A 25,930-nucleotide genomic window follows, 5' to 3' on the forward strand; every position below is an offset into this window, starting at 1 on the left:
AGGACAGGGCGGGTTTTGCTGTGGTTACGGCTCTGTTGCGCCAGGCAACGGTGTGGCAGAAGCCAGGCGGACACTACTTGGTGCTGCGGGCAATCGTGCGGATCCCCACCACCAGCCCGACGGCGGCAGTCACCACGGCGGCCACGAGTCCCCAAAGCGTGTGGTTGCCGACCGTTCCGGCGAAGAGCTCACGCTCTGCATTGACGAGGTACGTCAGCGGGTTGAACAAGCTGGCCACTTTCATCCAGTCCGGTCCCACCTCGATCGGCAGCATGATGCCGGACAAAATCATCAGCGGGAACAGCAGGGTTTGCTGCACGCCCCAGAAAATCCACTCCTTGTTCCGGGACACCAGCGCCAACGCGTAGGACAAAGCGCCCAGCCCGATGCCGAAGATACCCAGGATCACCAGGCCCAGCAGGACGTGCAGCGGATGGAACACGAAGCCGAACGGGATGCAGACCACGGAGATCAGCAGGCCCTGGACCACCAGCGGAGCCCACTCCTTCAGCGCCCTGCCGACCATCAAAGAGGAACGGGACAGGGGAGTGGCAAGAATCCTTTCGTAGGAGCCCGTCATGAGCTCGTACTGCAGGTTGGAGCCGGTCATGGACGTGCCGAAGAGGGCGATCATGACCACCACGCCCGGCAGGAACCACTGCAGCGTGGACTGTCCGCCAAAGACCGGAGCACCCACCGACGCACTGAGCAGTGGACCAAACAACCCCAAAAACACCAAGGGCTGGATCAGGGAGAAGATCAGCGAGAACGGGTCCCGCAGCGGCAGGAGCATCTCCCGCCAAAACACGAACCAGGTGTCGGACACAACGCGGGAAACCCCAGGCCTGTGCAGGCCGGTCCCCACCTTCACCGCGGCTTCTGCGGCCATCAAACCTCAGCTCCTTCCCGCAAACTGCGGCCCGTGAGTTCCAGGAAAACGTCGTCGAGCGTGGGTGGTTTCAGCTCCATTGACTGGGCGGGAGCACCGGCGTCGTGCATGTCCTTCAGGAGGCCGGGCGCAAGGTGCGCTCCCTCCGCCAGCCGCAACCGGAAGCGGACCACGCCGTCGTAGGCGGCCTCTTCAAGCTGGCCTTCTGCGGCGGCCCGGCCCAGCAGGCCCCGGACCTCGGGAGCGGCCCCCGCCGCAACCTCCACCGCCAGGAGATCGCCGGCGAGGTTCGCTTTCAACCTGGCGGCGGTGTCGTCGGCGATGATCGAGCCGTGGTCGATCACGATCACGCGCTCGGACATGGAGTCCGCCTCGTCCATGTAGTGCGTGGTGAGCACGATCGTAGTGCCGAGTTCAGCACGCATCCGCATGATGTGTTCCCACAGGTTGGCCCGGTTCTGCGGATCCATTCCGGTGGAGGGCTCGTCGAGGAACAGCAGTTGCGGGGAGTGCATGAGTCCCAGGGCTACGTCCATGCGGCGGCGCTGGCCGCCGGACAACTTGATGACGGTGCGCTTGGCGAGGTCGCCCAGGTCCAGGGATGCCATGAGCGTCTCGGCCCGCGCCTTGGCGTCCGCGGTGTTCATGCCGTAGAAGCGGCCCTGCATGATGAGTTCGTCAATGACGCGGTAGCTATGCCCGCCGCCGTTGCCCTGGCCGATGTAGCCGATGCGTGCCCGGACACCGGCCGGGTCCTCCCCGACATCCACCCCCGCCACCGTGGCGGTGCCGGAGGTAGGTTTCAGCAGCGTGGTGAGCATGCGCAGGGTGGTGGATTTGCCGGCACCGTTGGGCCCCAGGAAGGCCACCAACTCACCCGGTGCGACGTCGATGTCCACCCCCTTGACGGCCTCCACCGTTTCTTTTTTCGCAGTAAACGTTTTGGTGAGCTTGTTCGTGTGGATCACGGGCACTCCAGGGCGGGTAGCTGCAGGGCTGGGATTAGCTGACTCCAGGCGCCACGCTATACCCGGCAGCGGGCACGGTAAATACTTCCGCGGACACCTTCCGTCCGCATGGGGAGGGTCAGTGTGCGCGGTGGTCCTGGACCGTCATCCGCGGTCCGAAGGTGGGCTTGCGGAACCCGCTCAGGTACAGCATCCGCACCAGCCGCTGGCGTTGCCCCCGCCAGGGTTCGAGGAGTTCGATCATGCCGGGGTCGTCCGTCTTCCGGCCCGTCAGCGCATACCCGACGTACGACGCAAGGTGGTAGTCGCCCACGGAAATCGAGTCGGGGCAGCCGTGGGTCCGTTGCACCACCTCCGCCGCCGTCCACACGCCAATGCCGGGAATGGACTGCAGTTTTGCTCCGGCCTCGGCCGCGCTTACCGCGCCCAGGCGTTCAAGTGCGACGGCGGACTGCAGCGCGCGCATGACCGTGGCCGAACGCTGCGGCCCAACTCCTGCCTTGTGCCATTCCCACGACGGAACGGAAAGCCACTGCCGGGCAGTGGGTGGCACGAGCAGTCCTCGTGGAGCCGCCGGGCCGGGAGCTGCGGTTCCGTAGCGGTACATCAGGTACCGGTAACCACGCCGGGCCTCCAGTGTGGTGACCTTCTGCTCCAGGATGGTGGGCACCAGGGAGTCAACCACCCGGCCGGTGGAAGGCAGCCGCACAGCCAGGTTCCGGCGTCGTGCTTCCCGCACCAGCCGCGGGAGGGTGTGGTGGAAAGCGGGCTCGTCAAAGGCGGACCAATCGTCAGCCGCGCCCAAAAGCCGGGGCACCCCTGCCACGGCGTCCCCTGCGCCGGGACCCCAGGCCTGGGCATCCACGAAGGAAACGTTGCCGGCACCACCACCGGAGAGCCGCAAGGTGGCGGGCCCCGCGGGCGTGGTGAACGCCAGCCAAAAGCCGTTTGGGTGGGCAGCGAACGACGGATCGCCGTTGCCGCGCATCAAGGGAAAGAGGGTCTGGTCCAGCCGGAACGCTGCGCCGGGATGCCACCGCACAGAAGCATCTGCCGCGGCCGCAACAAGGGGCGGGGCTTCTGCGATGGTCATGTACTTAATGGTCCCACGCACCACCGACAATCCGAGCCACGCTAAGCCTTACGGAATAAATTGCGCGGGTCTAGACTCCCAGATGTGGCGCGGGTGGGCCGCGCCCCAAACCAAAACCAGGAGCGCGGAACCATGGCTGGAATTGTGCACTTTGAAATCCCCACCGAGGACACCGACCGGGCCAACAGCTTCTACAAGAGCGTCTTCGACTGGAACCTCAGCCCGATGCAGGGCATGGACTATACGATCGCCATCACCACCGATTCCGATGAACAAACAGGCGCACCCAAACAGCCAGGAGCCATCAACGGCGCGTTGTTCCCCCGCACGGACAACCTGAAAACGCCGATCCTCACGCTGGACGTGGAGGACGTCGACGCTGCCCTGGCCCAGGTTGAATCGGCCGGTGGATCGGTAGTGCAGGGCAAGGATGCCGTACCGGGCATGGGCTGGTACGCGTACTTCAAGGACACCGAAGGCAACATCCTGGGCGTGCGGCAGACAGACTCTTCCGCGGGAAGCTGAGGTTGACTCCCGGTGACCGCCGGTCCGGGGGAGCAGCAGGCAGGCGGTAACTTTGTACCTATGAAGTACGCCCAGTCCGTGTTGGACCTCATAGGCAATACGCCGCTCATCAAGCTCAACCACGTTACTGCAGGCATCAAGGCCACCGTCCTGGTCAAGCTCGAATACGTGAACCCCGGCGGCTCCATCAAGGACCGCATCGCCGTGAAAATGATCGAAGCGGCCGAGAAGGACGGGCGGCTCAAGCCCGGCGGAACCATCGTGGAACCTACCTCCGGCAACACGGGTGTTGGCCTGGCGCTCGTGGCGCAGCAGAAGGGCTACAAGTGCGTATTCGTGGTGCCGGACAAGGTGGGCGAAGACAAGCGCGCCGTCCTGGAAGCCTACGGAGCGGAAGTCGTGGTGACCCCCACCGCCGTGGCACCGGACAGCCCGCACAGCTACTACGGCGTGTCCGACCGCCTGGTCAAGGAGATTCCGGGCGCCTTCAAACCGGACCAGTTCTCCAACCCGGCCGCACCGGGCAGCCACTTTGAGTCAACCGGGCCGGAGATCTGGCGCGACACGGACGGTAAGGTAACCCATGTGGTGATCGGCGCCGGAACCGGCGGCACCATCACCGGCACGGGCCGCTTCCTGAAGCAGGTCTCGGCGGAGCGTCCCGAGTCCGACGGCGGACGGGTCAAGGTCATTGGCGCCGACCCGGAAGGTTCGGTCTACTCCGGCGGCACCGGGCGGCCCTACTTTGTGGAGGGCGTCGGCGAGGACATGTGGCCCGCCAACTACGATCCCACGGTGGCAGACCACGTCATTGCCGTTTCGGACGCCGACTCCTTCGCCATGACACGCCGCCTTGCCCGCGAGGAAGGCCTCCTGGTGGGTGGTTCGTCCGGCATGGCAGTGGTCGCTGCGCTGAAGGCCGCGCAGGAGCTGGATGAGTCAGCCGTCGTGGTGGTGATCCTGCCCGATTCCGGCCGGGGCTACCTGGCCAAGATCTTCAACGACCAATGGATGCGCTCCTACGGCTTCCTCTCAGGAGGGGAAGAAGTGTCCGTGGGCGAGGTCCTCAAGTCCAAGACCGGTGAGCTTCCAGACCTGGTCCACATCCACCCGAACGAGTCCGTGCGCGATGTCATCAACATCATGAACGAGTTCGGCGTCTCCCACATCCCCGTCCTGTCCCAGGAACCGCCGGTGGTGATGGGTGAGGTCCTTGGTGCAGTGGACGAGCGCAGCCTGACCAGCAAGCTGTTCCGGGGCGAAGCCAAGCTCACGGACAAGATCGCCGAGCACATGGGGGACAAGCTCCCCGTGATCGGATCGCTGGAGACCATATCGGCTGCCCGCGAGCTGTTGTCCGACGTCGATACCGTCATGGTCACGTTCGTTGGTGCCCCCGTGGGCATCCTGACGCGGCATGACCTTCTTGCCTACCTGAGCAACTGACAAAGGAGCTTCCATGTCTGCACCCAACAACGCCGGTTTCAACACCCGGGCCGTCCATGCCGGCCAGGCCTTCGAGCCACGGACCGGCGCGGTCGTTCCGCCCCTGCACTTCAGCACCACCTACGCCCAGGACGGCATCGGCGGCCTCCGCTCCGGCTACGAGTACGGCCGCGGCGGCAACCCCACCCGCGATTCGCTGCAGGAACAGCTTGCCGCGCTGGAAGGTGGCACCGCCGCGTTCTCCTTTGGCTCCGGCCTCGCCGCCGAGGACTCCCTGATCCGTGCGGTGGCCCGCCCGGGAGACCACATCGTCCTCGGCAACGATGCCTACGGCGGAACATACCGCCTGATCAACCGTGTCCTGGGTGACTGGGGCGTAGGAAACACGCCGGTGGACATGGCCGACCTTGACGCCGTGGCACGTGCTGTCGCCGCCAACAACACGCGCATCGTGTGGGTAGAGACGCCCTCCAACCCGCTGATGAAGATCACCGACATCGCGGCGCTCGCCCAGGTAGCCCACGACGCCGGTGCCCTCCTGGTGGTCGACAACACCTTTGCGTCCCCCTACCTGCAGACCCCGCTCACCCTGGGTGCCGATGTGGTGGTCCACTCGACCACCAAGTACATCGGTGGACACTCCGACGTGGTGGGGGGAGCGATCGTGGTCAAGGATGCTGAACTGGCCGAAAAGATCGGCTTTATCCAGTTCGCCGTTGGCGCTGTGTCCGGGCCCATGGACGCCTTCCTGACCACCCGTGGCCTCAAGACCCTGGGCGTACGCATGGACCGTCACAGCGAGAACGGCCAGGCGGTTGCCGAGTGGCTGCTGCAGCGCCCGGAAGTGGAAGCTGTCCTGTACCCGGGACTTCCCGACCACCCGGGCCATGACCTGGCTGCCCGGCAGATGAAGAAGTTCGGCGGCATGGTGTCTGTACAGTTCAAGGGCGGTGAGGCAGCGGCACGCACGGTTGCCGAGTCGACCTCCGTCTTTACGCTGGCAGAGTCCCTGGGCGGGATCGAATCCCTCATGAACTACCCGTCCGAGATGACCCATGCCTCCGTGAAGGGCACGGAGCTGGCGGTTCCGGAGAACCTGCTGCGGCTGTCCTGCGGCATCGAGGATGCCGAGGACCTGATTGCCGACCTCGAACAGGCCTTCGCCAAGATCAGCAACGGCTGACACCGTGTCTTCTCCTGTACAAACGGCAGCGTCCACCGCCAAGCGCGGCTGGACGCTGACCCTTGCTGCCCTGTTCACCCTCGCCGTCGCGGTCTGGTTCCTCTACACGGATTACCAGCCGGCCCTGTATGACTACGAGGTCTACCACTACGGTGGGACCAAAATCCTGGAAGGCGGCGACCTTTACGCGGTCCGCGACGGCTTGCCGTTCACGTATCCGCCGTTCGCAGCCCTGCTTTTCTCAGGCCTCGCCGCGATGGGCTTCTTCGCGGGCAGCCTGGTCTTCATCATCGCTGCCCTGGTGGGAGCTGCCGTGGTCGCTGCCTGGCTGGCCAGGCACTACTTCGGCCATGTGGAATGGCGGGCGGCGTTTGCCGACTACCGTTTCAGGACCACTGCGTTACTGGGCACCGGTGCCATCCTGTTGCTGGGCCCATGGCGTGACACCTTCGTCTTTGGACAGATCAACATCATCCTGATGGGCGTGATCCTGGCCGACTTCGCGCTCTACGGCAAAGTGCGGGCAGGACAGATCCGCTGGCCCGCCGGACTCCTGATCGGCCTGGCTGCAGGCATCAAGCTCACGCCCCTGGCCTTCGGGCTCTATTTCCTGGTGCGCAAGGACTTCAAAGCGCTCGCATGGATGGCAGCAGGGTTCTTCGGCTCCATTGCCGCGGCCTGGGCAGCGCTGCCCCAAACGTCGCTCATGTTCTGGACCCGGATCCTTCCGGACACTGGACGGATCGGTGGGCCGGCCTACGTTGACAACCTCTCGCTGAAGGGTTTGCTGCTGCACTTCGGAATGCCCGATTCGACGATCACCAACCTCGTCTGGCTCGCAGGCTCAGTGGGACTGGCCGTCCTGACCGCCCTGATCATCAAGTGGGCGGTCGATGCCGAGGAGAACTTCGTTGCCGTGTCCGCAACGGCGATCCTCATGCTGCTGATCAGCCCGGTTTCGTGGTCGCACCACTGGGTGTGGGTGGCTGTTGCCCTGCCGAGCATGGCCTTCGCCATGCACCGCGTTCCCACCCGCAGCGGACGCATGCGTCTGGCTGGCTGGATCATTGTGGTGGCCTCCACCATTGCGTTCTACATGACCCCCAAGAACCTGGCCGTCTGGGCGGGAGCTGCCGAATGGGGCAAGGATCCGCAGACCCAGTGGCAGCTGATGGTGTCCAGCCTTGGCGTGGTGTGCGCGTTGGCCATGCTGGCTTACTGGGCGCTTGCCTATCGGCCGTCACGGGCCGTGCTGAGGCAGGGTGCGGCGGCCCGGTCCAGCGACCCCGGGGAGGGCCGGACCAGCCCCGGAGCCGCACCTGGCGCAGACGCCGCACCCCGCACTACGGCCTAGCCTGAAATACCCTCCCGGCCATCTTCTTCACGGCCGGTCAGGCGCCGCCGGAAGGATGCGTCGTCAGGGCTCGTGACCTCCACGTCGTACCAGCCCTGGATGGTCTCCCAGCCGATCTTCCTGACTTGGCCCGGCTTGAGCCGCACGGATTCGGAACGGTCCCCGTACTGCAGCGCTTCCAGACGCACGGTGACGGTTGCCGTGCCGGTGTTGCGGACTTCCAGCTCCACGGCCTTGCCGCCGCGGAAGCCGTTAAGGCGAACGTCGACGCCGGACGCGGCACCCGCCGTCGAGCCCTTCAGCTCGTACTGGTAGCGGTTGGGGCCTGTGACCACCACGTCAAAGCCGCCGCCGGGAGCGGGCAGGTCCACGCTGTGGGTGCCGAGGACATCCACGTGGCGGGGTTCGGTGACTTCGCCCGCGTAGCCGTAGACAGTGAAGTGCGCGGAGCGCCGGCCGTCATTGGCCAACGCCAACGTGATCCCCGCAGGCCGGACCGCGGCGGACACCCTGGGACGGTAGGGAAGAGGCCGCGCCGGCCGGCTCCCCGCCTCCTGGATCGGAGCCACCTGGACGGCTGGTGGATTGGGTCGCCAGCGGCTGATCTTCGCCGGTACCGGGCCGGGCTGGTCAAGCACGGGAGGAGTGCCGGGGGACTGGAAGTTGAAGACCCCCGTCAAATCCCCGCAGACCTCGCGGCGCCACGGCGAGATGTTGGGTTCCTCCACTCCGGTCCAGCGCTCCAAAAAGCGCAGCACGGACGTGTGGTCGAACACCTCGGAGCTCACGTAGCCACCGATCGTCCACGGTGAAACCACGGTCATGGGCACTCGGGGCCCCAGGCCGATGGGCTGGCCCGTGGTCCACTCGGTGTCCTCACCGGAGGCGGGCCGCGGCTGGACAGGTGGGGGAACGTGGTCGAAGTAGCCGTCGTTCTCATCGAAGTTCAGGAAGATCGCGGTGCTGTCCCACGTCTCCTGGTTGCTCGCCACGGTGTCCAGCAGCCGGTAGACGAAGTTGGCGCTGCCCACTGGTGTGGAGGCGCCGGGGTGTTCCGAGTCGGCCGCGGAGGGAACCAGCCAGCTGACGCGGGGAAGAGTGCCGCCGGCGATGTCGGCACTGAGGCGTTCCAACAAGGTGTCAGGGCGCCCGCGCCACATCGCTTTGTCGAAGAGTGCCTTCTCTGCTTCGCTCAGCGTCGCCCGGCCTTCTTGCAGTTGGGCCAGCAGGCGGTCCTGCTCTGCGGCGGTCCTGCCGGCGAGCTTGTCGTAGAACTCTTCGGTGGTCCGCAGGTTTCCTTCCACGGACGCCAGGATCTTGCGGCCGATCGCCTTGAATGTCTGGAAGTATTCCACGGCGTTGTCCGTGAAGTTGTCCCAGTCCTGGTAGATCCTCCAGGGAATGCCGGCTTGTTCAAGGCGTTCGGGGTAGGTGGTCCAGTCATAGCCGCCGTGGGTGTAACCGTAGGCCGCGTTGGTGACGGCACGTTTGGTGCTGCCCGGTTCGGTTCCGGTGGTGCCGCTCCAGAGGTAATTCCGGTTGGGGTTGGTGGAACCGTTGACCGAGCAGTGGTACGCGTCGCAGATGGTGAAGGTGTCGGCGAGTTCGTACTGCAGGGGGATGTCGGCCCGCTCGTAGAACGTCATGGTGGACGCGCTCTTGGTCGGAATCCACCGGTCGCACCATCCGTTGTTCCAGGCTGCCGTTGTTCCGGAGAACGAATGGTCGAGGTCACCCAGGTATTGAATGTCCGAGCCGGGACGGCCGGCCAGTTCGGCTGCCTTCCGCAGCGAGAAAGGCAGCACCGTGCCGCCCGTGGCCCGGGGCTGCTCGAACATGGAGGTCCCACCCGGCAGCCGGGTTACAGCTTTGTCCCCGTAGCCCCGGACGCCGCGCAGGGAGCCGAAATAGTGGTCGAAGGACCGGTTTTCCTGCATGAGGATGATCACGTGCTTGATGGACTGGAGGTCTCCCGGCGGTACCGGCTTGGCCATCGCTGCCTGGACCGAAGGAGGCAGCAGGGAGCCGGTGGCCGCCAGGGCGGTGGCCGCGGCGGCGGTGCCGAGGAAGCCGCGCCGGGAAAGCGAGCCGTCGGTTGAACGATTAACCAGATCAGGGAACTTCAAGGACATTAACTAACGCCTTTCGTGGTCAGAGTTGACCAAGCCAGCGTAGGAGAGCCTGGTGAACCACGAGTGAAACCGGGGCAAACCAAGGGGGTGTGTCGCGCCCGCGGGGGCGCTCTGGCTTTCTTCAAAGAAGTCAGGTACGTTCACATCATGCCTTTGCGTTCGGACTGGTCTGCCAGGACCTGCAGCCTTGCCCGTGGACTTGATGTCCTTGGTGATCCCTGGGGCAGCCTGGTCCTCCGGGAAATCTTCTTCGGGAATGGCCGCTATGACACCATCAAGAAGCGGCTCGATGTGGCCGACAACGTCTTAAGCAAGCGGCTCGGCTGGCTCGTGGAGGCTGGGCTGCTGGCCAAGCGTCCCTACCAGGATGGCGGCAGGACCCGGCACGAATACGTACTGACCCGCAAGGGTGAAGACGCGCTCCCCGTGCTCAATGCCATCATCATCTGGGCCGAGAAGCACCTGGATGCACCCAACGACGTTTCCCATATGCGCGTCATCCACACCGACTGCGGACAGCCAACGTCATCCGCCGATACCTGCACGCACTGCGGGACACCCCTTACGGCAGCCAATACCAGCTGGCACAGCCTCAGGAGCGGGCACCCCATCCAACTGGCGGTCGCACCACCAGGCGGACCGGCCACCACATCACAGCAAACGGAGATGCCCGCATGACCGCGTCAAAGACAACCCGCACCTCCGACGCCGGGGCCACTCCGGACGGGAAGAAGCCCGCACGCCGCCTCCACCCCGCATGGATCGTAGCCGCCGTCGCATTCCTGGCCCTGGTGGGAGCAGCGGGATTCCGTGCCGCTCCGGGGGTGCTTATGGTCCCGCTGCGCGAGGAATTCGGATGGTCAACCACCGTCCTGTCACTGGCGGTCAGCATCAACCTGGTGCTCTTCGGCCTGACGGCTCCCTTCGCGGCGGCCCTCATGGAGCGGTTCGGGATCCGGAAGGTCACGGCACTGGCGCTGTGCCTGATCGGGCTGGGCTCCGCACTCACCGTCTTCGTGAACCAGTCCTGGCAGATCCTGTTCACCTGGGGTCTGCTCATTGGACTGGGAACGGGATCCATGGCCCTGGTGTTCGCCGCTACCATCGCCAACACCTGGTTCGCCAAGAGCCGCGGCCTGGTGATCGGCATCCTCACCGCCGGAAGCGCAGCAGGGCAGCTCGTCTTCCTGCCCTTCATCGCGGCGCTCGCCGAAAACCCCGGTTGGCGGGGTGCATCACTCCTCATCGCCGCCGGCGCGCTTGCCGTTGTTCCGCTGGTGCTGCGCTGGCTGCGCAACTCACCTGCCGACGTCGGGGTCCTTCCATACGGTGCCGAAGCGCCAACGGAGGTGGCCGCCCCGGAGGAAAGCACGACGCCGGGCGGCAAGCCAGTCAACGCTGCGGTGCGGGCACTCCAGGTCCTGAAAAGGGCCAGCAGGGTACGGACGTTCTGGGGGCTCGCCGCCGGTTTCGCAATCTGCGGTGCCACCACCAACGGACTGATCGGAACGCACTTCATACCGTCGGCGCACGATCATGGCATGCCGGAAACTACTGCTGCCGGGCTGCTGGCCGTGGTGGGGATCTTCGATATCGTGGGCACCATCGCCTCCGGTTGGCTGACGGACCGGTTCAACCCGAAGGTGCTGCTGGCCATCTACTACCAATTCCGTGGCATCGGGCTGCTGGTGCTGCCCTTGCTGCTGGGCTCCACGGTGGAGCCAAGCATGATCATCTTCGTGGTGGTCTATGGCCTGGACTGGGTTGCCACCGTCCCGCCCACGGCGGCCATCTGCCGCTCCGTCTTCGGTGCAGATGGTTCCGTGGTGTTTGGTTGGGTGTTCGCGGCCCACCAGCTCGGAGCAGCCGTGGCGGCTCTCCTGGCCGGATTCATCCGCGACGCCACGGGGCACTACAACTACGCCTGGCTTGGTGCGGCAGCCATGTGCACCGTGGCCGCCGTCATCAGTGCCACCATCCGCAAGGACGCCGCACGCAAGGAGCCGGTGGCTGTTCCCTGACCGTGTTGTGGGGCCCGTTCCGCGCGCTATTCCGGCCTGGAAACGCGTAGAGCGGGCCCCACAACGGGTGTACTAGCCCACGTCCGTGATCTTGAACGTCAGATTCCTGGCCTCGGGCCGCAACGCAAAGTCAGGCCAGACATCCGGCCCGCAGGCCCTCGAACCCAGTCCATGCTGAGCGGCGTCGAGGTACAGGTAGCTGCCTTGGCTTGGCGGCAGTTCGTGGGGGTGATCCGCGCCGGCCATTTCCTGGGCTGTGTGCCCTGCCAGGGTAAATCCCGGCAGGCGGCCGCGGGAATCAGGGACAGCGTCGAACCGCAACCAAGGATGGCCGGAATTTTGCAGGTCCAGTGACCGTACATCGCTCCGGTGTCCGGTTTCCTGGGGTTTGGAGTAAGGAACGGACAACTCCTCAATTCCTGCCGAGTACCGGCCTACCAGGGCGGAACGGCGGCTGTCCGGGTAGGACTCGCGCGGTCCCGTACCAAACCACGAGACCCCGTCAACCGAACCGGGCAAGTCCAAACGGATGCCCACCCTGGGCCAGACCATGTCCCAGCGGGATCCGGGGATGACGTCAACGCGCAGCCAGAGCTCGCCGCCGGATACTTGCCACTCTTCGGTCACGGAGACCCAGTGTGAGCTGTTCGCGGCGGCATAGCGCGTACGGACACGCAGGCCGTCACCGCTGGAAACGACGTCCTCTACACGCGCAGTCAAGCGGTCGAGTCCAGCTTGGCGCCATTGCTCTGCCAGGGCCGGGGCAGGCACCCCGTTCCCGTTGTTCAGCCATGGATCGGCGGTGTCGTAGCTGCCCCTCCCTGCACCGGCGTCGTTGTCGGTCGGTGCCCGCCACAGTTCGAGGCGCGGCCCGGTCACCGGCAAGCCGGCCAGCGAGACCAGACGGCCGTCCTGGAAAGCAGCGGGTCCCAAGGTCAACGTCGTCGGCGCCCCGCCATCAGGCCGCGAAGGCAGAACAAGAGGGCGGGGTATTGCCTGGCGCGGACCTGTCTCGGTCAGTTCCAATTGCGCGGCGCTGATAACGTGCCCGGCTTCTGCCCACGCTGTGTCCTTTCGAAGGACGGCCTCCACCGTCAGCCAGTATTCGGCAGAGGCCACGGGCGCGAACGCCGGCATCGCGATCCGCGCCGCATCGCCGGCAGCCAGCGGCGTTCCCGCTTCCGTGAGCACGTCCAGTTCGCCGGAAGCGTTTACCACCCCGTCCACCTCGGTACGCCAGCGCAGCACAATATCCGATGCATCCGCCGTGTGCCGCAGGTTGGCGACGGACACGAACCGGCCTGTGCCGCCGTCGGGCGTTTCCGGTCCAAAACCCAAACGGAACGGCGAGACAACCTGCTTGTACTCAAAGAGTCCAGGGCTTGGTGTGGAGTCGGACAGGACCATGCCGTCCATCACGAAGTTCCCGTCGTGCACCACCTCGCCAAAGTCGCCGCCATAGGCGAAGAACTCCGTGCCATCCAAGGTGGTGGTACGGATGCCGTGATCCCGCCACTCCCAAACGAACCCACCGTGCAGGCGGGGGTAGCGGTCCACGAGGTCCTCGTACTGGTCGATGGCGCCCGGACCGTTGCCCATGGCGTGGATGTATTCGCACAGGATGAACGGCTTGGTCCGCTGGCGGGCCGACTCCGCGGCGGAGCAACCCAGCAGGAGTGAGCCGGAGTCGTCGCGGCCAATCGATTCGGTCTCCGGGACGGAGGAGTACATGCGCGAATACACATCGGTATAGGCGCCCGTGTAGTCGCCTTCGTAATGGACCGGTCGCCCGGAGTCGCGGGCATGCGTCCAGGCGGACATGGCAGCAAGGTTTGATCCTGTTCCGGACTCGTTGCCCAGGGACCACATGACGATCGACGGGTGGTTCTTGTCCCGTTCCACCGTCCGTTCCATCCGATCCAGCAGGGCCTCACGCCAAGCGGGATCGTCGCTGGGATTGCCAACCCAGCCGTGCGCCTCGAAACCATGGGTTTCGAGGTCGCATTCCAGAATCACCCAGAAGCCCAGCTCATCGGCGATGTCCAGCAAGCGTGGGTGGGGCGGGTAGTGGCTGGTTCGGATGGCGTTGACGTTGAACTGCTTCATCAAGGCCAGATCCTCGCGTGCAAAGTCTTCGTTGAACACGCGGCCCCGGTCCGGGTGTGTCTCATGCCGGTTAACTCCGTGGAACACTACGCGCCGGCCGTTCACCAGGAACTGGTCTCCCCGGATCTCCACGCTGCGGAAACCGAGGCGCAGCGATATGGTCTCGCTTTCGCTGGCCACAGTGGCGTTGTACAGGCGCGGAACTTCTGCGGACCAAGGTTCGACGGCGGTGATCGCCACAGGGGCGACGTCGGCAGGCGAGTTCCAGACGACGTCGACGTCCAGTTCCGGCACGCTGAGCCTGATGGGGAAGGCGGCGGGGGAGGCCACGATCTCAGGATCGATGGTTCCTGCTCCTGCATTGGTGAATGCGGTGCGGAGCCAGACGTCGTCAATTCCGCCGAGGGGCCTGGCCAGAAGGGTGACGTCCCGGAAAATGCCCGGCATCCACCACTGGTCCTGATCCTCCACATAGCTGGATGCGGACCATTGGTGGACCCTGACGGCAATCAGGTTCCTGCCGGGCCGTACGGCTTCGGTGACATCGAATTCCTGGGCGAGGCGGCTTCCCGTGCCTACGCCGATCAGGCTCCCGTTGAGCCACACCTTGTACCGGGATTCCACGCCGTCAAAGCGCAGAAGGATTTTCCCGACTTCACTCCACTCCGCCGGTACCTCGAAAGTCCGGCGGTAGTCGCCGGTCGGATTGTGGTCCGGGACGTGCGGCGCATAAAGAGGGAAAGGGAACTGGACATTGGTGTAGATCGGGCGTCCATAACGGCCACTGCCCTCCAGGACCCAGTGGGCGGGAACCGGCATCTGGTCCCATCCTGAGTCATCCAGGGCTTCCTCCGAGACTCCTTCGGTTGCTTCTCCCGCGGGAAGGACTCCACGTCCGCCCGCCGTGCCGGGATCAGCCGGCAGAAGCCTGAAACGCCACTCACCATTAAGGGAGAGTGCCGGGGCATCACTGTGCAGCCACGAGCGCGCGGGCATCCTGTTTCCGGATCCGGGGCCGGGATCCGTGAGGTAGGAAACGTGCTGGTGTTCTGGGGACAATGGCATTACTTAACGGCTCCTTCTGTCAGTCCGCCGCGCCAGAAGCGTTGCAGGACGACCATTGCGATACTGAGCGGAATGATGGACAGCAACACTCCGCCGGTGGTGAGTTCATAGAATTCGGGCAAGCGGTCAACCTGGCTAAGCCAGTTGTTGAGACCGAGTGTGATGGGGTAGAGCTCGGAGTCGGACAACATGACCAGCGGCAGGAAGTAGTTGTTCCAGATGCCTACAAGTTGGAAGAGAAAGACCGTGACGAGGGCAGGCGTGAGTACCTTAAGCCCGATGGTGTGGAAGATCCTGAGTTCCCCTGCGCCGTCGATCCGTGCCGCCTCGATCAGGGCTGTATCCACGGTGGCTTCCGCGTAGATCCTGCAGAGGAACAGGCCGAAAGGCGAGACAAGGGATGGAAGCAGGACGCTCCAGTAGGTGTTGGCGAGTCCCATCTGGCTGAACAGGAGGAACAGGGGCAGCGCCGTGGCCGTGCCGGGAACCAGGACTCCGCCGAGGATGGTGCCGAACACCAGGTTCCGTCCGCGGAACCGGTACTTGGCCAGCGCGTACCCGCCGGCCGCGGCGAAGTATGTGGCGAGCAGTGCGCCAACGCCCGCGTAGATGGCCGAGTTCAGGAACCAGCGGCCAAAGATCCCATTGTCGTAGCTGACCACCTTGGCGATGTTCTCGCCCAAGGAAAACGTGGATGCGAACCAGAAACCGTTGGTAGAGAAGAGATCCGCGGTGGACTTTGTTGAGGCGACGAAGACCCAGTACACGGGGATCAGGAAGTACAGTGCCACGATCACCAGGATCGCGGTGACGATGATGGTGGATGAGCGGCGCCGCCCTGCCGCGCGGTCCGCTCCCATGGCGGGCTTGCCGTCTGGTGACGGGATGTTCGACGTCGGTTTGGTGGCTGTTGTGGTCATGAGGACTTCCTGTTCGTGAATGCGAGGAAGGCGAAGGACAAAACAAATGCCGCGACGGCGATGATGACCGACTGGGCAGCGGCGACGTTGTAATCGTTGTAGGCAAAGGCCGTGGTGTAGGCGCTGAGGTTCGGGGTGTACTGGCTGTCGATGGCAGGAGCTACCGTTTTCAACACCTGGGCTTCGGCGAACAGTTGGAGCGTGCCGATGATCGAGAAAACCGTGGTGAGGACCAACGCGGGACGGATCAGGGGAAGCTGGATGCTCCGGGCAACCCGCCACGTCGAGGCGCCGTCCACTTTCGCGGCCTCGTAGAGTTCCCCCGGAATGGCCTTCAACTGGGCGACGATAATCAGCATGTTGTAGCCGGTGTAGCTCCACGTCACGATGTTGGCCACTGACCAGAGCACGCTGTTGGCACCCAGGAAGTCAGGAGTCAGGCCCACGATCTTGGCTACATCAAACAAGGGGCTGAGTCCGGGCACATAGAGGAAGGACCAGAGGATGGTGGCGATCACACCTGGCACCCCGTAGGGAAGGAAATAGGCGGCGCGGAAGAACCCCGGCCATCGTGCCGAAGCTGATTCCAGGAGCAAGGCCAGGACGGTGCAGAAAATGATCATCACAGGAACCTGAACGACGCCAAAGAGCAGCATGCGTCCTATGGAGGCCACAAAACCTCCGTCGCCCAGTGCCAATGCGTAGTTGCCGAATCCCGCGAATTCGCTGGTAACGCCGGCTTCGCCGAAGAGGCCTTGGCGGGTGACCTTGGTGAAGCTGGAACCAACGGCGGCGATGATGGGCAGGATAAACGTAAGGGCGAACAATGCCAGGAACGGCGCAAGCAGAAGCCAGGGTGCCCGGGTGGTGGCTCCGGTTCGCTTACTGCGGGATGGTGCTGGTCCGGAGCGTTGGCTGACTGGAACGGTGCGGACGGTGGTCATGACGTTTCCTTCCGGATGCTCAGGCCTTTGTTCTTGAAGACCTCCATGATCTGCTGCTCGGACTTCACCACTGAGTCCACCAAGCTGGTCCCGAATGCCTTCTTCCGGAAACCGTCACTGAGGATGTTGAACGACTGCTGGGTGACCGGCCACCAGGACCAGTCCGTGTTTTGTTGGCCCGTGGCTGGAACAAACACTTCCTCGTTGTAGCGTTGGCCACTGAAGAAGGTGGACGGTTGCTTCCGCTCAGTGCCGATGAAACCGGGGTTGGGCGACCAGCCGATGCCGCTGTGCTTGATCTCGGCATCGATCCCTTCCGTGGAGGTGGTGAGCCAGACGGCGAACTCGAGTGCCTCTTTGGGGTGCTTGCTGTTGGCCAGCACTGCGGCGGTGGAACCTCCCAGATAGCTGGACCCGAACCCGCTGCCGTCCCACGTGGGCATGGGAGCAACGCGCCATTTACCTTCGGAGCCGCTGACACCCTGGACCAGGGCGTCACCCCAACTGCCCGTGATGGTGGAGGCAATGCCACCCTTGGCTGCGGCGGCAAACCATGCGGGGGAAAAGGCTCCGTAGGCAGTATTGACGATGTCCTGGTCGATGGCTTGATCGAAAAACCGGGCCGTGTTGAGCGTGGCGTCGTCGGTCATGTTAATGACCCAGCCGTCGGATTCCGGGCGTAGCCACACCGCGCCGGCCTGGGATGCATAGGAAGCAAACGGTGAGGCATCGCTGATGGGGAAGCAGTCCAGGTAGACATCCCTGGAACGGAGTTCCTTGCCCAGGCCGGCCCACTCGTCCCACGTGGCGGGGGTCGTCCCGCCCACTGATTCGAGGACCGCGGGTTGGTAGAACATCCCCATCGGGCCTGAATCCTGCGGAATGCCGTAGACGCCTCCGGCGTAGCTGACCTGCTTCCACAGTGTCTCGTCATAGAGATGGGCGTGGTCATTGGCCCCGTAGCGGGACAGGTCCACCAGTCCGTTGACGAGGAGGAACTCGGGGATGGAACGCATTTCCACTTGCGCGAGGTCGGGGCCGCCCCCGGCAGCCAGGGCCGAGTAGAGCTTCTGGTATCCGCCGGAGTTGCCGCCTGGAATCCACACTACGTCGACCTGGATATCAGGGTGCTGTGCATTCCAAAGGTCGGCGACATTCTGGAAGTCCTTGAGCCAGGCCCAGTAGGTAAGCCTCACGGGGCCCTGTGCAGGAGCAAGAGTGGGGGCCGCGTTGACTGACTGGGTGCCCGGCGTGGCGCACCCTGAAAGGACGCCCATTGCGGCGGTACCCAATCCAGCACCAAGGAGTTGTCTTCGCGTGAGAGCGGTCATGTGCCTTCACCTCGTTGTGTCGGTTGCAGAGGCCACTGACGAACGTCCGCCGGCGGCCGAATGTGATCACGGTAACATAAAATTCGAGTGACTACTCGAATTTTATGTGATGCCGCGAACTCCGCCTGTACACTGGCTAGCCATGACCACAAAGGACAGTGCGCGCTCCGGGAAGCGTGGTCCCTACGCCAAGTCCGAGGAGCGGCGACGCACCATTTTGGATGCTGCCCACGCGGTTTTTGCTGCCCGGGGCTACCGTGGAGGTTCACTTCAGGACGTCGCCGACCACGCCGGCATGAGCCAAACCAGCCTCCTGCACTATTTCCCCTCCAAGAGCGAGCTCCTGATGGCAGTGCTTGCCCGGCGTGACGAAATTACCGAGGCCGCCAACCCGGCCGATATGGCGGAGGGCTTTGCCGAGGTGGTCTTTGGAACCGCCGAGTACAACGAGAACATCCCCGGGGTGATTGAGCTGTACACGGTGCTGTGCGCTGAGTCCCTGACCGAAGGGCACCCTGGCAGGGAGTACTTCACCGACCGTTTCGCCCGGCTTCGGCGGAGCTACACGAGGCGGTTCAAGGAGCTCCAGGCCGAGGGAAGGCTCCGCCCCGGAGTGGATCCGGCACAGGCTGCCACCTCCTTGGTGGGTCTGTGGGATGGTGTCCAGACACAATGGCTCCTGGCCCCGGACGACGTGAACGTTGCGCAAAGCCTGCGCGCTTTCTTCGACTTGGTGGTGGTCCCGCGCTAGCTGACTGCGTTGTCAGGCCCGCTTTGCGCGGACACGCCATCGAATAGCCCGCACAGTGGACCCCGCAACGGGAAACTTAGCCGCGGAAGGCCGGGATGCCCGTAATGTGGTGCCCCAGGATCAGGGTGTGCACTTCATCGGTGCCTTCGTACGTCCGCACGGATTCCAGGTTGTTGGCGTGCCGCAGGGGTGAATGTTCCAGGGTTACCCCATTGCCACCCAGGATGGTCCGGGCTTCGCGGGCGATCTTGATGGCCTCGCGCACGTTGTTCAGCTTGGCCAGGGAAATCTGTTCGGGCCGCAGCTTGCCGGCGTCCTTCAATCTGCCCAGGTGGAGGGCCAGCATGGTGCCCTTTTGCAGTTCCACCAGCATGTTCACCAACTTTTCCTGCGTCAGTTGGTACCCGGCCAGCGGGCGGTCGAACTGTATGCGGCCACCGGCGTAGTCCAAGGCAGCCTCGTAGGAGTCGCGGGCTGCTCCCATGGCACCCCAGGCAATGCCGTAGCGGGCCTCGTTAAGGCACGTGAACGGCCCGCGGAGTCCGTTGGCACCCGGGAGGACGGACTCCGGACCCAGCCGAACGGCGTCGAACGTTACCTCGCATTGGATGGAAGCGCGCATGGAGAGCTTCGGTTCGATGGGGGTGGCAGTGACCCCGGCTGTCCCGGCCGGGACCAGGAAGCCGCGGATGCCCTCGGCTGTTTTCGCCCACACCACCATGACGTCTGCCATCGACGCCAACCCGATCCACCGCTTGGCACCGTCCAGAACCCAGCCCCCGTCCGACTCGCGGGCGAACGTGGTCATGGACGAAGGATCGGACCCCGCAGCGGGCTCTGTCAGGGCGAAGCAGCCGATCAGCTCACCCGCGGCCATCCGGGGCAGCCAGCGCTCCTTCTGTTCCTCCGAGCCCCAGGAATGGATCGCGGTCATGGCCAGGGAACCCTGCACCGACACAAAGGTGCGGATGCCGGAGTCGCCGGCTTCCAGTTCCATGGCGGCCAGGCCATATTCGACGGCGGTCCGGCCCGGGCAGCCATAACCCTCCAGTTGCATGCCGAGGACACCCAGCTCACCCAGTTCCTGTGCGATCTCCCGGGGGAAGACGGCGTCCTCGTACCAGCGGGCAATGTTGGGCCTGATCCGTTGGGTGGTGAAATCGCGGATCCGCTCCCTGGTGTCCAGTTCTTCGGCGCTCAAAAGGGAGTCGAGGGCAAGGACATCGGAAGGATCGCTCATGCCAGCATCCTAGGCGCAGGAGCGACCCTAGCCCCGGACCACCCCGGCCTCTGCGCGCTTGCCGGTGAAGTAGTCCCTGGTTGAGGGGGCGAAGCGGCACACCACGGCCAGCACCACGCCCAGGGCCAGCAGCAGGACACCACTGACAAAGGCCCCGCCGATGCCGAAGATCTGCGTGTCGCCGTAAGCCGGGTCCCACATTTCCACGGCGGAGATGAAGAACGCGACCGTAAGGCTCAGCGCACCAAGGAAAGGAAGGATGCCGCGGAACCAGAGGTTGCGGGCGGATTCGCGGAGCGTGGCACGGAAGTACCAGACGCAGGAGAAGCCGGTCAGTGCGTAGTAGAAGGCGATGAACAAGCTGATGGCACTGATGGAGTCGGCCAGCAGGTTTTCGCTGAGGAAGCTCATGGCCACGTAGTACACCACTGCAACGGCGCCCATCACCTGCGTGGAGAACCCGGGAGTCATGTAACGCTCGTGGACCTTGCCGAACCGGGGCGGAAGGGCTCCATGCACTCCCATGGACAGCGTGCCCCTGGCCGTCGGGAGGATGGTGGTCTGCGTTGAGGACAGGACGGAAGCCAGCACGGCCACCACGATCAGCCAGCCCCAAGGCCCCAGCACGACGTCCTTCATGGCCAGGAAGACATCGTCCTGGTTGGCCTCATTGCCGAGGCCGATGCCGTCGGTGCCGATCGTTGCGTACATCATCACCAGGAGGGCAACAGACACGTAGATCGCTACCAGGACGAACGCCGAGATCACGGCCCCGCGGCCCGGGGTCTTGGCCGGGTTCTCAGTCTCTTCATTCAGGGCCAGGCAGGTGTCCCAACCCCAGTAGATGAACAGCGCCAGCAGCACGCCGTGGACCACGGCACTGGGGTCCGCGAAAGCGCCCACCGGGTTGAACCACTCAAAGTCGAAGGCCTGTCCCTCCGGAGCACCGCCCGCGATGCGGATGATGATCGCCAGTGCGAAGATTCCCAGCGAGATGTACTGGATGTAGGTCAGGGTCCGCTGTACATGCTCGCCCAGCCTGATCCCGCGATGATTCACATAGGTCATGAAGGCGATGAACAGTACACCGGTGGCAGTGACCAGCCAGGTGTTCTCCGCCAGGGAGCCGTCGCCGACCAGCAGCCAAAGGTATTTGCCGGCGATCTGTGCCAGGTTGGCGAGCACCACGATCCCTGCCAGGGCGACGCCCCAGCCGCCGAGCCAGCCGGCCCAGGGACCGAAGGCCTTCCTGGCCCACATGAACGTGGTGCCGCAGTCCGGCAAGGCGCTGTTGAGTTCCCGGAAGGCGTACGCAATAAAGAGGACCGGGATGAAGCCCAGGATGAGGATCAGGGGAGTGTAGTTGCCGTTGACGGCAACAATGAGGCCCAGCGTGGCAGCCAAGGAATAGACAGGCGCCGTTGACGCCAGGCCCAGCATGACGGAGTCGCCAAGGTCCAGGATTCCGGCGTGGAGGCCTTTGGAAGGAACGACGGCGGTTCCGTCGCCGCCCGGGGAACCACCCGGCGTCGAAATTTCAGTGCTCATAGTACGGCTCCAAAAGGTGAGGTCGAAGTGGGTTGTGCCGGCGCCGGAGCGTCGATCGTGTTGGGCACGAAGCGGCAGAAGTAGTCCGTGATGGGCCCGTCTGATTCGCGGATGCCGCAGCCGACGGACTCGCCGTCCACCACCCACAGCCCCAGGACGGGATGGTTGCCGTCGTAGTCCGGCAGGGAGTGGTACTGCTGGTAGCACCAGCCCTCCCGGCCATAGCCGCCAGGTTGCGAGATGTCGATTCCCGGGGCGTGGATGCGGATATTGTCGCCCTCGCGGCCATGGAGCGGCTTGGCCACCCATTCCTTCAGCGGACCGGGGTCGCCCAGATAGGCGGGCAGAAGGTTTTCATGGCCGGGGTAAAGGTGCCACAGGGCGGCCAGGAGGGCCTTGTTGGAGAGCAGCATCTTCCAGGCCGGTTCCACCCAGCGCGGATTGTGCGCGCGGGTCAGGAGCCGGTGCCCGAAGGGCTCCTTCATCATCAGTTCCCACGGGTAGAGCTTGAACATGGTGCTGATCATGAAATTGTCCAGGTCCACGAACCTGTTCAGGTTGGGGTCCCAGCCGATATCGGACATGTTGATGCCAATGGTGGTCCATCCGCCCTGGCTGGCGACGTCGCGCATGTAGGCGGCGGTCATCCAGTCCTCGCCGGATTCTTCCGCCTCGGAGTGGGCGACGTGCAGCGTGCTCATGCCCGTGCGGAACTGGAGCTTCTGCCACTGGCGGATCAGGGCTTCGTGGATCCCGTTCCACTGGTCCTTATCAGGGAACACGTCCTGCAGCCAGAACCATTGTGCGACCGAGGCTTCGATCAGGCCGGTAGGGGTGTCGGCGTTGTACTCCAGCATCTTGGCCGGCCCGCCCTTGCCGTCGTAGATGAAGTCGAAGCGGCCGTAGACATCCATGTCGCCGGCCTGCAGCGACTCCGCAGCGAGCTCCAGGGCCTGCCGTCCGATGCCAATGTCGCCCATGGCGCCGGTGGCCAGGTACTTGGCGGCCTCCAGGCACATGAGATGCATGTCCTCGGCAGTCTTCTCGAGGGTCTCCACCTCGTCCATGGTGAATTCGTAGTAGGCCGATTCGTTCCAGTATTCGATTTTGCGGCCGTCGGGCATGGTGGTGGTGGAGAAAACCAGGCCCTGTTCTTCGATCTTCTGTTTCCAGTCCGGCCTGGGCGCGGAGGTCAATCGACGCACGCCTACCCTCCCGAGCTTCCGCCGCTTTTCGAACTGCTGCCGAATCCGCCGCGGCTTACCGTGCCGCCCTTGCTGCTGTAGCCCGTGGACGTCTTGGCACCCTGCGGGACCGTCTTGGTGTAGCTGGGGTAGGAGCTTCGGTTCTGGCCCACAGCAGGCACACTGGCGCCGCGGGAGTAGAAGTACCACGCGTACACGCCGGAACTGCGGCCGGCAGAACTGCTGTTGTTGCACTGGGAATCGTCAACGCGTTCCCCGGTTTCCTCGTTGAAACACACCTGGGCGTAATCGGCTTCAGCTTCGTTGCTGGCCACCACTGCGGTGATGGTGCCGGCCAACAGTGCCGTGACACCCAGGCCTACGACGACGGTGCGGCGCCGCGAGCGCTTCTTTCGGGCCTCTGCGTGGGCTGCCTCGCGTTCCCGTTCCTTGGCGAACGGGTCCACCACCGGAAGCGGTTTCCCTGGTTCGGGCTGGTGTGGGGCGGCGTTGGCCGTGGCTCCGCGCTTGCCTTTGCCTTTGCCTTCCGGAGCCTGTGGCACGGGGCCAGAGCCGGCCATATCGGGCCGCAGCTCCGGCTTGGGGACCTGCCACGGCGGTGGCTTGGGCGTGTTGCTGCCGGTGCTGCCGGCGTCCCAGCCGCTGTTGTCCCGGCCGTTGTTGTCCGGGCCGCCGGCAGGGTTGCCAGCGCCGTCTTTCGGGTCCATTCGTTTCCCCCTGGATAGACCGTTGGAGTGTCCGGCGCCCTGGCCGGATGAGGATGCTGAAAGCAAGCCTAGTCCTTGCGCGCCGCACAGGCACCGGTGTCGCGCCGGAGTGGGGAGAACTGCCCACACGGGCCACGTGCAAGGATAAAGCCATGCCAGCACCGGAAGCCCTTCCCGACGACGCCCACGGACTCCTGCTGCGGCTCCCCACGGTGCGTGGCATCGGGCGTGGCCGGATCATGGCGGGCCTCGTGCTGGCGCTGGTGCTGCCGGCCGCCGTCGAAATCCTGGTCACCGTCACCGGGTTCCGGAACTTCGCCGTGACCATGCTTTTCCAGCTGGCAGCCGCCGTGGCAGTTGCCGCGATAGGTGGCCTGTGGCCTGCGGTGGTGGCCGCCGTGCTGGGCAGCTTCCTGCTGAACTACTTTTCGGCCGAACCCGTGGGCTCCCTGTCCATCGCCGATCCGACCACCCTGTTCACCCTGGTGGTCTTCCTGGCAGTGGCGTGTGGCGTGGCGCTCGCAGTGGGGCTTGCGACGCGCCGGGCCCAGGAAGCGGCGCAGTCCGGTGCTGAGGCCACCGCGCTGAGCGGACTTGCACTGCGCATCCTGAGTTCCGATGACACCTTGGAATCATTCCTCGAAAAGGTCCGGGTCACGTTGGGGGTGGAGGCCGTGACGCTTCTGGGGGCTACCGGCGAGCGCCTTCCGGGTGCACAGCGCGGTTGGCAGGTCCTGGCCGGGGCCGGGGTCCAACCGCCGGTGACACATGCCGCCGCCGACCATGCCGCCGTCGTTGATCCCCACTACACGCTGCTGCTGCGCGGTGGTCCGCTGACGCCGCAACAGCAGCGGCTGCTGGCCGCGTTCGGCGCTTTGGTGGTGGCCGTGCGGGAACGGCAGCAGCTGGCCAGGAGTCGCAGGGACAACCAACGCCTGGCCGAAGGGAACAAGATGCGCACCTCCATCCTGCGCGCTGTGTCGCACGACCTCCGCACTCCGCTGGCCGGCATCAAGCTGGCGGTCGGCAGCCTGCGGCAGGAGGACGTCACGTTCCCTCCCGCAGTCCAGCGTGAACTCCTGGAAACCATCGAAAACTATGCCGACCGCTTGGACCACCTGGTAGGCAACCTGCTGGACATGTCCCGGATCACCGCAGATGCGGTCAACCCCTTGCTGACCGGTGTCGGGTGGGCGCAGGTGTTGCCGGAGGCACTGCGGGGCGTCCCCGTCGGCAGGCTCAGGAATGAACTTCCGCCCAACCTTCCGCCGGTACAGGCCGACGCCGGGATGCTGGAACGGGTGGTCGCCAATATCGCGGAGAACGCCGTGAAGTACGCTCCGGATTCGGACGTCATCATCACCGCGCGCACGGGTGCCGGCATCAGGGTGGGGGACCGGCCGGCCGGCGAGCTGCGGGTCATCGACCACGGGTCTGGAGTAGGGCACGCCGAAGTGCTGGAGATGTTTCGGCCTTTTCAGCGGCTTGGCGACTCACCCTCGCCGGGCGGCGGGGGCGGGATCGGACTGGGCCTTGCCGTCGCGAAGGGTTTCACCGAGGCCATGGGCGGAACCCTGGTTGCCGAAGCCACCCCGGGCGGCGGGCTGACCATGGTGGTTACCTTGCCTTTGTGGACCGGGCACGGCGGGAACGCGGCATGACCCGGGTCTTGATCGTGGAGGACGAGGCGCAGATCGCCCGGGCCATGCAGATCACGCTCCAAGCCAACGGTTACCAGGCCATCACCGTGGGAACCGGTGCCGACGCCCTGACCGCGGTCAGCCGCAACGGCGTTGACTTGGTGGTCCTGGACCTCGGTTTGCCGGATATGGATGGTGTGGAGGTGATCCGCCGCATCCGTGGGTGGAGCGCCATGCCGATCGTGGTGTTGTCGGCCCGGCACGCGTCGGAAGACAAAGTTGAAGCGCTCGACGCCGGTGCGGACGACTATGTCACCAAGCCCTTCGGTTTGGATGAGCTGCTTGCGCGCCTGCGGGTCGCCTCCCGCCGGCTGGTCACCGAGCCGGAGCAGCCGATGTTGGCGACGCCCGACTTCCTGGTGGACCTGGCCGGCAAGAAGATCACCAAGGACGGTGCGGAAATCCGGTTGACGCCCACCGAGTGGAACATCCTGGAGTTGTTGGTCCGCAACAAGGGCAAGCTGGTCAGCCAGCAGCAGATCCTCACCCAGGTGTGGGGCCAGGCCTATTCAAAGGAGACGCAGTACCTTCGGGTGTATATCGCCCAACTGCGCCGGAAGCTTGAGCGTGATCCGGCGGCCCCCAGGCACCTTCATACAGAGGCGGGGATGGGATACCGGTTCGATCCGTAGGTGGCCGTGAATCGGTCTGGCGGTGCGTGGGATGGCGTGCCTCCCTTCGTGTCAGCCCGGCATTCGAATTCGTGGTGAAAGAGGTCATGCCCCGCGACTGACGTGGCACCCGGTTGCCCCGCCGACGCACCCAGCCAGCCCGCCGTCGTCGTTGATTCCCCGGTCTTGTA

The 25,930-nt window shown here is 64.8% G+C and carries 21 protein-coding genes; 9 read left to right on the forward strand and 12 right to left on the reverse strand.

What is annotated here, in order from left to right; translation table 11 throughout:
- Positions 1–73: 73 nt before the first annotated feature.
- From ACSVIE_RS02850 to ACSVIE_RS02860, 3 genes are all read right to left on the reverse strand, one after another.
- Positions 74–889, reverse strand: coding sequence for an ABC transporter permease (locus ACSVIE_RS02850; protein WP_442422955.1), 816 nt, complete (start codon positions 887–889; stop codon positions 74–76).
- A complete protein-coding gene (locus ACSVIE_RS02855; protein WP_442422956.1) occupies positions 889–1,857 on the reverse strand; it encodes an ATP-binding cassette domain-containing protein in 969 nt (322 codons plus the stop codon). Before ACSVIE_RS02855 ends, ACSVIE_RS02850 begins: the two co-directional genes overlap by 1 nt.
- 118 nt (positions 1,858–1,975) lie before the next feature.
- Positions 1,976–2,950: a DNA-3-methyladenine glycosylase family protein gene (locus ACSVIE_RS02860; RefSeq protein ID WP_442422957.1), complete on the reverse strand. Its 975-nt coding sequence runs from the start codon at positions 2,948–2,950 to the stop codon at positions 1,976–1,978.
- 132 nt (positions 2,951–3,082) lie between these two features.
- Between ACSVIE_RS02860 and ACSVIE_RS02865 the strand changes: the two genes are divergently transcribed.
- The 4 genes from ACSVIE_RS02865 to ACSVIE_RS02880 are packed head-to-tail and all read left to right on the forward strand — an operon-like array spanning position 3,083 to position 7,458.
- On the forward strand, positions 3,083–3,475 hold the full coding sequence (locus ACSVIE_RS02865) for a VOC family protein (RefSeq protein WP_442422958.1): 393 nt from the start codon (positions 3,083–3,085) through the stop codon (positions 3,473–3,475).
- A gap of 60 nt (positions 3,476–3,535) precedes the next feature.
- Complete coding sequence (locus ACSVIE_RS02870) at positions 3,536–4,921, forward strand: cystathionine beta-synthase (RefSeq protein ID WP_426003732.1); 1,386 nt, start codon at positions 3,536–3,538, stop codon at positions 4,919–4,921.
- Positions 4,922–4,934: 13 nt separating this feature from the next.
- Positions 4,935–6,104, forward strand: coding sequence for a cystathionine gamma-synthase (locus ACSVIE_RS02875; protein ID WP_442422959.1), 1,170 nt, complete (start codon positions 4,935–4,937; stop codon positions 6,102–6,104).
- A gap of 4 nt (positions 6,105–6,108) precedes the next feature.
- Positions 6,109–7,458, forward strand: a complete 1,350-nt coding sequence (locus ACSVIE_RS02880) for a glycosyltransferase 87 family protein (protein WP_442422960.1) — start codon at positions 6,109–6,111, stop codon at positions 7,456–7,458.
- Here ACSVIE_RS02880 and ACSVIE_RS02885 read toward each other — a convergent pair.
- Positions 7,455–9,590, reverse strand: a complete 2,136-nt coding sequence (locus ACSVIE_RS02885) for a phosphocholine-specific phospholipase C (protein WP_442422961.1) — start codon at positions 9,588–9,590, stop codon at positions 7,455–7,457. The genes ACSVIE_RS02880 and ACSVIE_RS02885 overlap by 4 nt on opposite strands.
- Before the next feature lie 147 nt (positions 9,591–9,737).
- Between ACSVIE_RS02885 and ACSVIE_RS02890 the strand changes: the two genes are divergently transcribed.
- Together ACSVIE_RS02890 and ACSVIE_RS02895 are read left to right on the forward strand one after the other, a co-directional pair.
- Entirely contained in the window at positions 9,738–10,268 is a 531-nt protein-coding gene (locus ACSVIE_RS02890) for a winged helix-turn-helix transcriptional regulator (RefSeq protein ID WP_426003728.1), read from the forward strand.
- Positions 10,265–11,611: an MFS transporter gene (locus ACSVIE_RS02895; RefSeq protein WP_426003727.1), complete on the forward strand. Its 1,347-nt coding sequence runs from the start codon at positions 10,265–10,267 to the stop codon at positions 11,609–11,611. The genes ACSVIE_RS02890 and ACSVIE_RS02895 overlap by 4 nt, the downstream gene beginning before the upstream one ends.
- Positions 11,612–11,683: 72 nt before the next feature.
- On the opposite strand, the gene ACSVIE_RS02900 is transcribed toward ACSVIE_RS02895, so the two are convergent.
- The 4 genes from ACSVIE_RS02900 to ACSVIE_RS02915 are packed head-to-tail and all read right to left on the reverse strand — an operon-like array spanning position 11,684 to position 17,977.
- Complete coding sequence (locus tag ACSVIE_RS02900; protein WP_442422962.1) at positions 11,684–14,782, reverse strand: glycoside hydrolase family 2 TIM barrel-domain containing protein; 3,099 nt, start codon at positions 14,780–14,782, stop codon at positions 11,684–11,686.
- Entirely contained in the window at positions 14,782–15,702 is a 921-nt protein-coding gene (locus ACSVIE_RS02905) for a carbohydrate ABC transporter permease (protein ID WP_442422963.1), read from the reverse strand. The genes ACSVIE_RS02900 and ACSVIE_RS02905 overlap by 1 nt, the downstream gene beginning before the upstream one ends.
- Positions 15,699–16,646: a carbohydrate ABC transporter permease gene (locus tag ACSVIE_RS02910; protein ID WP_442422964.1), complete on the reverse strand. Its 948-nt coding sequence runs from the start codon at positions 16,644–16,646 to the stop codon at positions 15,699–15,701. Before ACSVIE_RS02910 ends, ACSVIE_RS02905 begins: the two co-directional genes overlap by 4 nt.
- Positions 16,643–17,977, reverse strand: a complete 1,335-nt coding sequence (locus ACSVIE_RS02915) for an ABC transporter substrate-binding protein (RefSeq protein ID WP_442422965.1) — start codon at positions 17,975–17,977, stop codon at positions 16,643–16,645. Before ACSVIE_RS02915 ends, ACSVIE_RS02910 begins: the two co-directional genes overlap by 4 nt.
- A gap of 142 nt (positions 17,978–18,119) precedes the next feature.
- Between ACSVIE_RS02915 and ACSVIE_RS02920 the strand changes: the two genes are divergently transcribed.
- On the forward strand, positions 18,120–18,728 hold the full coding sequence (locus tag ACSVIE_RS02920) for a TetR/AcrR family transcriptional regulator (RefSeq protein WP_426003722.1): 609 nt from the start codon (positions 18,120–18,122) through the stop codon (positions 18,726–18,728).
- A gap of 76 nt (positions 18,729–18,804) precedes the next feature.
- On the opposite strand, the gene ACSVIE_RS02925 is transcribed toward ACSVIE_RS02920, so the two are convergent.
- Genes ACSVIE_RS02925 through ACSVIE_RS02940 form a run of 4 tightly spaced genes read right to left on the reverse strand, consistent with a single transcriptional unit; the run spans position 18,805 to position 23,428 of the window.
- On the reverse strand, positions 18,805–19,968 hold the full coding sequence (locus ACSVIE_RS02925) for an acyl-CoA dehydrogenase family protein (RefSeq protein WP_442422966.1): 1,164 nt from the start codon (positions 19,966–19,968) through the stop codon (positions 18,805–18,807).
- 27 nt (positions 19,969–19,995) lie between these two features.
- Entirely contained in the window at positions 19,996–21,516 is a 1,521-nt protein-coding gene (locus ACSVIE_RS02930; RefSeq protein WP_442422967.1) for an APC family permease, read from the reverse strand.
- Positions 21,513–22,721 carry a glutathionylspermidine synthase family protein gene (locus ACSVIE_RS02935; protein ID WP_426003719.1) on the reverse strand — a complete coding sequence of 403 codons (1,209 nt, stop codon included), beginning with the start codon at positions 22,719–22,721 and terminating at the stop codon, positions 21,513–21,515. Before ACSVIE_RS02935 ends, ACSVIE_RS02930 begins: the two co-directional genes overlap by 4 nt.
- Positions 22,722–22,723: 2 nt before the next feature.
- Positions 22,724–23,428: a Tat pathway signal protein gene (locus tag ACSVIE_RS02940; RefSeq protein WP_426003718.1), complete on the reverse strand. Its 705-nt coding sequence runs from the start codon at positions 23,426–23,428 to the stop codon at positions 22,724–22,726.
- 152 nt (positions 23,429–23,580) lie between these two features.
- On the opposite strand from ACSVIE_RS02940, the gene ACSVIE_RS02945 reads away from it, so the two are divergent.
- Together ACSVIE_RS02945 and ACSVIE_RS02950 are read left to right on the forward strand one after the other, a co-directional pair.
- Positions 23,581–25,089, forward strand: coding sequence for a sensor histidine kinase (locus tag ACSVIE_RS02945; protein ID WP_442422968.1), 1,509 nt, complete (start codon positions 23,581–23,583; stop codon positions 25,087–25,089).
- Positions 25,086–25,760, forward strand: coding sequence for a response regulator (locus ACSVIE_RS02950; protein WP_426003716.1), 675 nt, complete (start codon positions 25,086–25,088; stop codon positions 25,758–25,760). The genes ACSVIE_RS02945 and ACSVIE_RS02950 overlap by 4 nt, the downstream gene beginning before the upstream one ends.
- Positions 25,761–25,930: the final 170 nt, after the last annotated feature.

The sequence above is a fragment of the Paenarthrobacter sp. NCHU4564 genome (genome assembly GCF_052156435.1).
Taxonomy (GTDB): Bacteria; Actinomycetota; Actinomycetes; order Actinomycetales; family Micrococcaceae; genus Arthrobacter.

Coding starts and splice junctions, on each gene's coding strand:
- ACSVIE_RS02850 (WP_442422955.1), bottom strand. CDS start 889: ATGGCCGCAGAAGCCGCGGTGAAGGTGGGGACCGGCCTGCACAGGCCT.
- ACSVIE_RS02860 (WP_442422957.1), bottom strand. CDS start 2,950: ATGACCATCGCAGAAGCCCCGCCCCTTGTTGCGGCCGCGGCAGATGCT.
- ACSVIE_RS02865 (WP_442422958.1), top strand. CDS start 3,083: ATGGCTGGAATTGTGCACTTTGAAATCCCCACCGAGGACACCGACCGG.
- ACSVIE_RS02870 (WP_426003732.1), top strand. CDS start 3,536: ATGAAGTACGCCCAGTCCGTGTTGGACCTCATAGGCAATACGCCGCTC.
- ACSVIE_RS02875 (WP_442422959.1), top strand. CDS start 4,935: ATGTCTGCACCCAACAACGCCGGTTTCAACACCCGGGCCGTCCATGCC.
- ACSVIE_RS02885 (WP_442422961.1), bottom strand. CDS start 9,590: ATGTCCTTGAAGTTCCCTGATCTGGTTAATCGTTCAACCGACGGCTCG.
- ACSVIE_RS02890 (WP_426003728.1), top strand. CDS start 9,738: ATGCCTTTGCGTTCGGACTGGTCTGCCAGGACCTGCAGCCTTGCCCGT.
- ACSVIE_RS02895 (WP_426003727.1), top strand. CDS start 10,265: ATGACCGCGTCAAAGACAACCCGCACCTCCGACGCCGGGGCCACTCCG.
- ACSVIE_RS02900 (WP_442422962.1), bottom strand. CDS start 14,782: ATGCCATTGTCCCCAGAACACCAGCACGTTTCCTACCTCACGGATCCC.
- ACSVIE_RS02905 (WP_442422963.1), bottom strand. CDS start 15,702: ATGACCACAACAGCCACCAAACCGACGTCGAACATCCCGTCACCAGAC.
- ACSVIE_RS02910 (WP_442422964.1), bottom strand. CDS start 16,646: ATGACCACCGTCCGCACCGTTCCAGTCAGCCAACGCTCCGGACCAGCA.
- ACSVIE_RS02915 (WP_442422965.1), bottom strand. CDS start 17,977: ATGACCGCTCTCACGCGAAGACAACTCCTTGGTGCTGGATTGGGTACC.
- ACSVIE_RS02920 (WP_426003722.1), top strand. CDS start 18,120: ATGACCACAAAGGACAGTGCGCGCTCCGGGAAGCGTGGTCCCTACGCC.
- ACSVIE_RS02925 (WP_442422966.1), bottom strand. CDS start 19,968: ATGAGCGATCCTTCCGATGTCCTTGCCCTCGACTCCCTTTTGAGCGCC.
- ACSVIE_RS02930 (WP_442422967.1), bottom strand. CDS start 21,516: ATGAGCACTGAAATTTCGACGCCGGGTGGTTCCCCGGGCGGCGACGGA.
- ACSVIE_RS02940 (WP_426003718.1), bottom strand. CDS start 23,428: ATGGACCCGAAAGACGGCGCTGGCAACCCTGCCGGCGGCCCGGACAAC.
- ACSVIE_RS02945 (WP_442422968.1), top strand. CDS start 23,581: ATGCCAGCACCGGAAGCCCTTCCCGACGACGCCCACGGACTCCTGCTG.
- ACSVIE_RS02950 (WP_426003716.1), top strand. CDS start 25,086: ATGACCCGGGTCTTGATCGTGGAGGACGAGGCGCAGATCGCCCGGGCC.